General features: G+C 70.1%; 7 protein-coding genes and 1 pseudogene. 4 read left to right on the top strand and 4 right to left on the bottom strand.

Annotated features, from left to right (window positions below; genetic code table 11):
• The first annotated feature begins 4 nt into the window (after positions 1-4).
• Together D7Y21_RS38820 and D7Y21_RS38815 are read left to right on the top strand one after the other, a co-directional pair.
• Positions 5-763, top strand: coding sequence for an outer membrane lipoprotein carrier protein LolA (locus D7Y21_RS38820; protein ID WP_121718393.1), 759 nt, complete (start codon positions 5-7; stop codon positions 761-763).
• A gap of 15 nt (positions 764-778) precedes the next feature.
• Positions 779-2197 carry a hypothetical protein gene (locus D7Y21_RS38815; protein ID WP_121718392.1) on the top strand — a complete coding sequence of 473 codons (1419 nt, stop codon included), beginning with the start codon at positions 779-781 and terminating at the stop codon, positions 2195-2197.
• An 82-nt stretch (positions 2198-2279) separates the two neighbouring features.
• On the opposite strand, the gene rimO is transcribed toward D7Y21_RS38815, so the two are convergent.
• From rimO to D7Y21_RS38795, 4 genes are read right to left on the bottom strand one after another with little or no spacing between them, the layout of a single operon-like run.
• The gene (gene rimO / locus D7Y21_RS38810; RefSeq protein ID WP_370039905.1) at positions 2280-3680 is read right to left on the bottom strand and encodes a 30S ribosomal protein S12 methylthiotransferase RimO; all 1401 of its coding nucleotides are present in this window, start codon (positions 3678-3680) and stop codon (positions 2280-2282) included.
• Between the two features lie 33 nt (positions 3681-3713).
• Positions 3714-4829, bottom strand: coding sequence for a hypothetical protein (locus D7Y21_RS38805; protein ID WP_121718390.1), 1116 nt, complete (start codon positions 4827-4829; stop codon positions 3714-3716).
• 15 nt (positions 4830-4844) lie between these two features.
• Positions 4845-5342, bottom strand: coding sequence for a YajQ family cyclic di-GMP-binding protein (locus tag D7Y21_RS38800; protein WP_120524455.1), 498 nt, complete (start codon positions 5340-5342; stop codon positions 4845-4847).
• 30 nt (positions 5343-5372) lie between these two features.
• Positions 5373-7013 (bottom strand): ribonuclease J, encoded by a 1641-nt coding sequence (locus D7Y21_RS38795; protein ID WP_120566627.1) that lies wholly within the window; start codon positions 7011-7013, stop codon positions 5373-5375.
• 147 nt (positions 7014-7160) lie between these two features.
• Between D7Y21_RS38795 and D7Y21_RS38790 the strand changes: the two genes are divergently transcribed.
• Both D7Y21_RS38790 and D7Y21_RS38785 read left to right on the top strand, forming a co-directional pair.
• Complete coding sequence (locus D7Y21_RS38790; RefSeq protein ID WP_233591890.1) at positions 7161-7565, top strand: BlaI/MecI/CopY family transcriptional regulator; 405 nt, start codon at positions 7161-7163, stop codon at positions 7563-7565.
• Positions 7562-7922: pseudogene (locus D7Y21_RS38785) on the top strand (tail length tape measure protein); the annotation flags it as partial. The gene D7Y21_RS38790 and the pseudogene D7Y21_RS38785, both read left to right, overlap by 4 nt.

Raw genomic sequence — 7922 nt, 5'->3', positions numbered from 1 at the left:
GGCCTTGGCGGCGCCCGCGCCGAAGCCCGCGGCCGCCGCCAAGGCCCCCGTCGCCGCGCCGCAGCCCGCCGCTCCCAAGGATGCCGGCACGGTCGCCATGCCCCCCGCCGCGAAGCAGGGCGACGCGAGCGTCGCCGACAGCGCTACCAAGGCCGCTCCGAAGCCGATGGCGCCCGAGGTGAAGACGCTCGTGGACCGGATGCAGGCCTTCTACGAGAAGACGGGCGACTTCAAGGCGGGCTTCAAGCAGGACTACAAGTACAAGGCCTTCCGCCGCACGCAGACGTCCACGGGCACGGTGACCTACAAGAAGCCGGGCCTGATGCGCTGGGAGTACGAGAACCCGTCCAAGCGGACGTTCGTGCTCGCGGGCAACAAGGTCTACATGCACGACCCGGAAGCGCAGACGCTGTCGGTGGCGGCCATGGACACCAGCCAGCTGTCCGCGTCGGTGACGTTCCTCTTCGGCCAGGGGAAGCTGGCGGACGAGTTCGCCATCACCAAGGGCGCCTGCAAGGACTGCAAGGGCACGCTGCTGGTGCTGGATCCGCTGAAGAACGAGCCGCGCTTCCGCCAGGTGCGCCTGGAGGTGGACCCCTCGACGGCGCAGGTGCTCAAGAGCACGGTGGTGGATCCGGACGGCAGTGAGAACACCATCTCCTTCCTGGACCTGAAGACGAACGTGGGCATCTCCGCGGACAGCTTCAAGCTGAACCCGCCCGAGGGCACCCGCGTGGACGACTTCACCAAGAAGGCGCAGTAGGACGGCCCGCCCTCCATGCGCGGCGTGCTGCTGGCGGGATGCGTGCTGCTGGGCGCGGGGTGTCACTCCGCCGCGCCCGCGGGCCCTTCACGTCCCACGAGCCTCGCGGGGCAGACGCTGCCCCTCCTGTCGTCGCCCGCGCTGCGGCTGACGGTGGCGGGGCGGTTGGGGAACCGGGCCGTGCCGGTGGTGCTGGACGTCACGCGGCCGCTGTCGCTCGTCTCCTCCAGCTGCTTCGACGGCGCGCCGCCCGTGGCAGCGGGGACCGCGCGCGTGCCGGAGTCCTCCGGAGGCCATCGCTCCTGGCCGGAGGTGCTGGCCCCTCCGGTGACGGTGGGCCCGGTGGCGCCGACACTGCGCACGCTGCTGCTCTCCGGTGAGACGGGCTGTTCGGTGACGCTGGGGCAGGACGTGCTGTTCCCGTATGCCCTCACGGTGGATCCGCTGCGCCGCGAGGTGACCTTCACCGCTTCACGTCCCCGGGAGGCCTACGACGCGGAGCTGCGCGGAACGGACGCCGTGCGGGAGTCGCACGTGGTGGAGCTGAGCCGCGAGCCGCTGGGCGACTGGCCTCTCCTGGCCGTGCAGGTGACGCAGGGTGGGGCGAGCATCACCGGCCCCTTCGTGCTGGGCACGCGCGAGCCCTTCTCCCGCCTGGCGGTGGACCCCGCGCTGGGGCTGGGGCTTCAGCCGCTGGAGACGGCCGCGGGCCTCCCGCCCCGCACCTTCGTGGTGGACGCGGTGGAGGTGGCCGACGGCCTGGGCGTGAAGCCGCTGGTGATGGAGGCCGCGGGGCGCTGGCCGTCGCAGAGCAGCCTGGGCCGGCTGGGCCCGGATGTGTGGGGCCGCTTCACCGCCACCGTGGACGCGCAGGGTGGGGCGCTGGTGCTGCGCAGGCCCCACGTGCGCACGCCCGAAGGCGGAGGCCGGCAGCAGTGCGCGGGCGAGGGCGGCGCGTTCAGCGAGGAGGCCTGCTACGGCATCTTCGTGCGCGCGGAGGCGGACGGCGCAGTGGCCCTCTCCGGCGAGGTGTTCCGAGACGTGCCGGAGGGCGTGCGCTTGTACGTGGAGCCTCGGGGCGCGGACGGTCAGCGTCTGGAGACGGGCTGCCAGGTGGGCCTGAGCTTCCCGACCACCACCCGTGGCGCCAACACCCAGCACCGGCTGCCCTGGGCGTCGCTGGCGAAGACCCTGCCCGCGTGCCACGCGGCGCTCCAGGGCGCGCGGAGCTACGCCGTGTCTCTGGTGGAGGAGGGGCGCCAGCCCGAGTGTCCGACGACGTGCGCCTTTGTCACGGAGTCCGCGTCGCGGCGGACGGTGTGCGAGTGCCAGCCCACGCCGCTGGGCGAGGGCGTGGCGGTGCCGACGAAGGGCTCGGGCCCGCAGCCGCCGCCCGTCGAGGAGCGCGAGCTGGAGCCCGAGGATCCGAAGTAGGGCCCACGAACGGCTCGGGCCCGCGACCGCCTCCGGTGGGGAGGACGGGGCGGGCCCGGGGTACGGACTTCGCGGTGACGGACTACTCCGGCCGCGGCTCCGGCGGACGCACCAGCGCCTTCAGCGGCACGGGCGCGGGATGGGCCTCGCGCGGGGTGTGCTCGCGCTGCTTCGGATCCGGACGCTCCACCACGCGGGCGATGAGGTCGTAGTCGTGCGCCTCCGTCACCTCCACGGTGACGAACTCGCCCGGGTACGCCAGGCCGTCGTTGATGTAGACCTGCCCGTCGATTTCAGGCGCCTGGCCCTCGTGGCGGCCCACCAGCAGGTGCTCGGACTCCTCGCTGGGGCCCTCCACCAGCACGGTGAGCTTCTGGCCCACGAGCTTCTTGTTCTGCTCGCGGTTGATGCGCTTCTGGATGGCCATCACTTCGCGCCAGCGGCGCTCGATGGTCTTCGCCGGGACCTTGTTCGGCAGGTCGAACGCGGCGGTGTTCTCCTCGTCCGAGTACTGGAACACGCCCAGACGCTGGAAGCGCTGCTCCTTCACGAACTCCTTCAGGAGCTCGAAGTCCTCTTCCGTCTCACCCGGCAGGCCGACGATGAGCGAGGTGCGCATCACCAGGTTCGGCACGCGCTCGCGCAGCTTGCCCAGCAGCTTCTTGAGGAACTCCGAGTTGCGGCCGCGCTTCATGGACAGGAGCAGCTTGTCGCTGGCGTGCTGCACCGGCATGTCCAGGTACTTGGCGATCTTCGGCTCGGTGGCGATGACGTCGATGAGCTCGTCCGGGAACACGCGCGGGTAGGCGTAGTGCAGGCGGATCCACTTCACGTCCACCTTCACCAGCTCCTTGAGCAGCTCGTGGAGCTTCGGCTTGCCGGGCAGGTCATGCCCGTACGCCGTCAGGTCCTGCGCGACGAGGTTCAGCTCCTGCACGCCGCTGTCCGCCAGGTTCCGCGCCTCCGCCACGATGTCCTGCACCGTGCGTGAGCGCTGGCCGCCGCGCAGCGTGGGGATGATGCAGAACGCGCAGGCGTTGTCGCAGCCCTCGGAAATCTTGAGGTACGCCGTGTACTTCGGCATCGAGTTGATGCGCGGCGTCTCCGCGTTGTGGATGTAGTCCGGATCCGGAATCACCTGGCGCGGCGTGGCCTCCGCCGCCAGCAGGTCGCCAATCTGGGCGTACGCGCTGGTGCCCAGGAAGTGGTCCACCTCCGGCATCTCCTGCGACAGCTCCTGGCCGTAGCGCTGGGACAGGCAGCCGGTGACGACGAGCGTCTTGCACGCGCCCGACTTCTTCAGCTCCGCCATCTCCAGGATGGAGTCCACCGACTCCTGCTTCGCCGGCCCGATGAAGGCGCACGTGTTGACCACGATGACCTCGGCCTCCGAGGCCTCCTGCACGAGCGAATAGCCACGCGTTCGCAGCGTGCCCAGCATCACCTCGGAGTCCACCCGGTTCTTCGGGCAGCCGAGGGTCATCATGTACAGGCTCTTGGTCTCTTCCACGCGCGTCTACCGCTTTCCCAGTTGCGTCCGCTCGAAGTGGTCCGCACTCCAAACGAAGTTGATGATGGCGCCGTTCGAGTAACCGATGTTCAGCGCCCCGTCTTCTTCCAGCTCCACCGAGGTGGCGCGACCCAGCGCACAGGTGGCGGCCGGCCAGTCGAGCACCCGCTGGGCTGTCTTCCCTGACACCACATAGAGCCCCATCCGGAGCTCGTCGTCGGAGTCGCATTGACCCTCGACGGCATAGGGATTCTTCCCGGTGAGCACGGTAACGACCGGCCGTCCGTCCGGCAGGCTCAATGCTTCCGGCAGGTTCACGCCCATCTTCGAAGCGTCCACCGCGTTGGGCGCCACCAGCTCGCGCAGCGAGCCGGGCGTGAGGGGCGCGTCGCCCTGGGCCCAGTTGGGGTAGCTGAGCATGCCCCAGCCCAGCCAGCCGGTGGGGGCCGCCTCCAGGGCGGTGACGCTGGCGGGGGGCTTGAGCTTGAGGTTCTTGCGCGCCTCGTCCGGCAGGCGCAGCGCTTCCCCCTCCGCCATGGTGCCGCCCTTGCAGTTGGACACCGGCACGACCTTGGCGCCCACCTGGTCCTGGTCCTCGTAGGTGATGCAGAGGTCCATGACGAGCGGATCCACCGCGGGGAAGCGGGGCAGGGCGCGCACGGGAATCATCGCCACCACTGACAGCGTGTCCCCCTGGCGGTGCACCGCGGCGTTCACCAGCCCCTGCGCGAACCTGGGCGTGTTGCTCTCAGTCCCGGAGGTGCGCTGGCCGTCGAAGGCGAAGCGGTAGGTGTAGCCCGTGGCGGTGGTGCCGGAGTCCGGGAAGTAGAGGGTGAGGGTGATGATGTCACCCGCGAGCAGCTGGTTGTCCGTGGCCTCCACGCCCACGAAGAGCGTGTCCTTGCGCCAGCCCACCCGGGCGGAGAAGTTCGCGGTGGCGCCCTCGGTGGACAGCGGCTTGAGCACCAGCGGCGAGCCGAAGTCCTTGAGCCCCTTCTCCGGCCGGGGTGCCTTCTTGAGCACGGGCACCGGCTTGCTGGGCCGGGGCGCCGCGTCCTGCGCGAGCGAGGCGGTGGCGAGGAGCAGACAGAGGGGCAGGGGGGCCAGACGGGCGGCGTGCATGGCGAAGGGGCGCCTCTAGTCGCGGAAGTTGGTGAACTGCATGTCCAGGCTGAGGCGGTCCTGCTCCTTGCGGAACAGCGCCATGGCCTCCTGCAGGTCGTCCCGGTTCTTGCCCGTGACACGGAGCTGATCCGCCTGGATGGAGCCCTGCACCTTGATCTTCGACTCCTTGAGGACCTTGATCAGCTCCTTGGACTTCTCCACCGGGATGCCCTGCTGGAGCTTGATGGGCTGCTTGACGTTGGACAGGCCCGTCTTCTCGATATCGCCGAACTCCAGCACGCGCAGGCTGATGCCGCGCTTGGCCAGCTTGCCGAGCAGGACCTCCTTGGCGGCCTGGAGCTTCTCCTCGCTGTTGGTCTTCAGCGTGAGCGCGGAATGGTCCGGGGCGATGTCGATTTCGGCCTTCACGCCCTGGAAGTCGTAGCGGGTGCTGAGCTCCTTGCGGGTCTGATTGACCGCGTTGTCGAGTTCAGCCAGATCGATTTTGGAGATGACGTCGAAGGAGGGCATGGGGGGAACCTTTTCGCGCCCTTAACATACCTACACCCTGACGACCAAGGGCACCACCAGGGTGCGCCGGGAGGTGTGCTGCTTGAAGGCCCGCTTCACCGCCTTCACCAGCTCCTCCCGCACCAGGGCATCGTCCCCCCGGAGCAGGGGGGTGAGCTCCTCGAAGAAGGCCCGCGCGTCCTGGGCCACCCGGGCCAGCACGCCCTGCTCGTCCGGGCTGAGGCCCTGGCCGGACAGCTGGGGCCCCGCCACCAGCGCCTGGGTGTCGCGCCTCAGCACCACCGCCGCGGCCACCACGCCTGTCTCCGCCAGCCGGTTGCGCTCCACCAGCGTCTCCTGCGTCACCACCCCGTCCCCGGAGCGCTCCATCATGATGCGCCCTGAAGGCACGCTGCCAGTGAAGCGGCCCCGTCCCTCCTCGAACGTCACCACGTCCCCGTCGTGGGCCAGCAGCAGGCCCTCCGCCGCCATGCCGGCCTCGCGCGCGGTGGTCAGGTGTCGGTGCAGGTGCCGGACTTCCCCATGCACGGGGATGAAGTTCCGGGGGCGGATCAACTCCATCACCCGGCGCTGCTGGGGGCGGCTGGCGTGTCCGGAGACGTGCACGCCGGGCTCCACCTGCGCGTAGACGATGCGGGCGCCGCGCCAGTGGAGCTGGTCGAGCAGCGCGCCCACGGAGCGCTCGTTGCCGGGGATGGGCCGGGCGCTGACGATGACGGTGTCGCCGGGCTCCAGGCGCACGGGCCCATCCCCATTCGCCAGCTGGGTGAGGCCCGCGCGCGGCTCGCCCTGCGCGCCCGTGGTGAGCACCGCCACGCGGTGGGGCGCGAGCTTGGGCACGTTGTCCAGGTGCACGAAGAGCGAGTCGGGCACGTCCAGGTAGCCCATCTCCCGCGCCAGCTCCACGTTGCGCACCATGCTGCGGCCCTGGAGCGCGACGAGCCGGCCGGTGCGCTCGCACAGGTCCAACAGGTGCCGGACGCGGTGGAGGTTGGAGGAGAACTGGGCCACGACGATGCGGCCCTTCGTCTCATGGAAGAGGCGCTCGAAGGTGGTCTGCACCACGCGCTCGCTGCCGGTCTCGTCCACGTGCTCGGAGTTGGTGGAGTCCGACAGCAGGCACAGCACGCCTTCGTCGCCCGCCTCGCCCCAGCGCTCCAGGTCCGTCTTGAGGCCGTCGATGGGGTCGGGGTCCAGCTTGAAGTCGCCGGTGTGGATGACGGTGCCTTCGGGTGAGCGCACGATGAAGCCCACCGCGTCCGGCACGGTGTGCGTCACGCGCGTGGCCTCCACGTTGAAGACGCTGCCCACGGGGAAGGGCGTGCGCGGCTCGATTTCGCGCAGGTCCGCCTTCACGCCCAGTTCTTCCAGGCGCTGACGCGCGAGCGCGAGCGTGAAGCGTGTGCCGTAGATGGGGACCGGAATGTCGCCCAGCAGGTAGGGGAGCGCGCCGATGTGGTCCTCGTGCCCGTGCGTGAGGAGCACGCCCTTGAGCTGGGCCGCGTTGCGCCGCAGGTGCGTGAAGTCCGGGACGATGATGTCCACACCGGGCATTCCCGACGAGGGGAACATCAAGCCGGCGTCGATGAGCAGCATCTCCCCACGACAGGCGAGCACCATGGCGTTGAGTCCGATTTCGCCAAGGCCGCCCAGAGGGATGACGTGGAGCATGTGCCCGGAAGTCTAAGGGCCCGGCCCCTCCAGTGCGTAGGAATCCGCACACCCCACCACCGCGAGCCACCGCCCGCCTGCTTGACGGTTTCAAACTAAAGGCTTAGTTGTATTTGAACTAAGGGTTTAGTTCGAAGCCGGGAGGCCATGCCCGTGACGAAGCCGCCGTCCGTCGAGGAGTCCAAGCCGCTCACGCCCGTGGAGCTGGAGCTGATGCAGCTCGTGTGGAGGCTGGGGGAGGTGAGCGTGGCGGACGTGCTCGCGGCGCTGCCGCCGGAGCGCAAGCTGGCCTACACGTCGGTGTCCACGGTGCTGCGCATCCTGGAGCAGAAGGGCGTGGTGCAGAGCCGCAAGGAGGGGCGGGGGCACCTGTACTCGGCGCGGCTGTCCCGCGAGGACTACGAGGCCCAGAGCGTGCGCCACCTGGTGGCGACGGTGTTCGACGGGACTCCGTCGTCGCTGGTGGCGCGGCTGGTGGAGGCGGTGCCGCTGTCTCCAGAGGAGGTGGAGCAGATCCGCAAGCTGCTGGGGCGCAAGGGAGGCCGGGGATGAGCGCCGCGTTCCGGGATGTGCTGGCCGCGTACCTCACGGCGGCGGTGCTGGTGGCGGTGGGTTTCGGGCTGCTGCGCGCGGCGCTGGCGTTGGGGATGGAGCGGAGGTTGGACGCGCGGCAGACGCTGCGCGTGGGGCGGGTGACGCTGGGGTTGGCGGTGCTCCTGCCGTTCGTGGCGCTCGCGGCGCGGGAGTGGGTGCCGTCGGCGCCGCTCTTCAAGTTCGAGCGGTCCCTGGTGAGCTACGCCGCGCCGCTGGCGCCTGTCGAAGCACGGCCCGTGCTCGGCGCCGTGCCGGAGACGCGGTCCTCGGGCGCGGGCCTGCCGTGGGTGATGGTCGGGGTGCTGTCTCTTATAC

The sequence above is a fragment of the Corallococcus sp. AB045 genome (assembly GCF_003668895.1).
GTDB lineage: Bacteria > Myxococcota > Myxococcia > Myxococcales > Myxococcaceae > Corallococcus > Corallococcus coralloides.
This window is presented reverse-complemented; position numbering and strand designations above follow the sequence as displayed.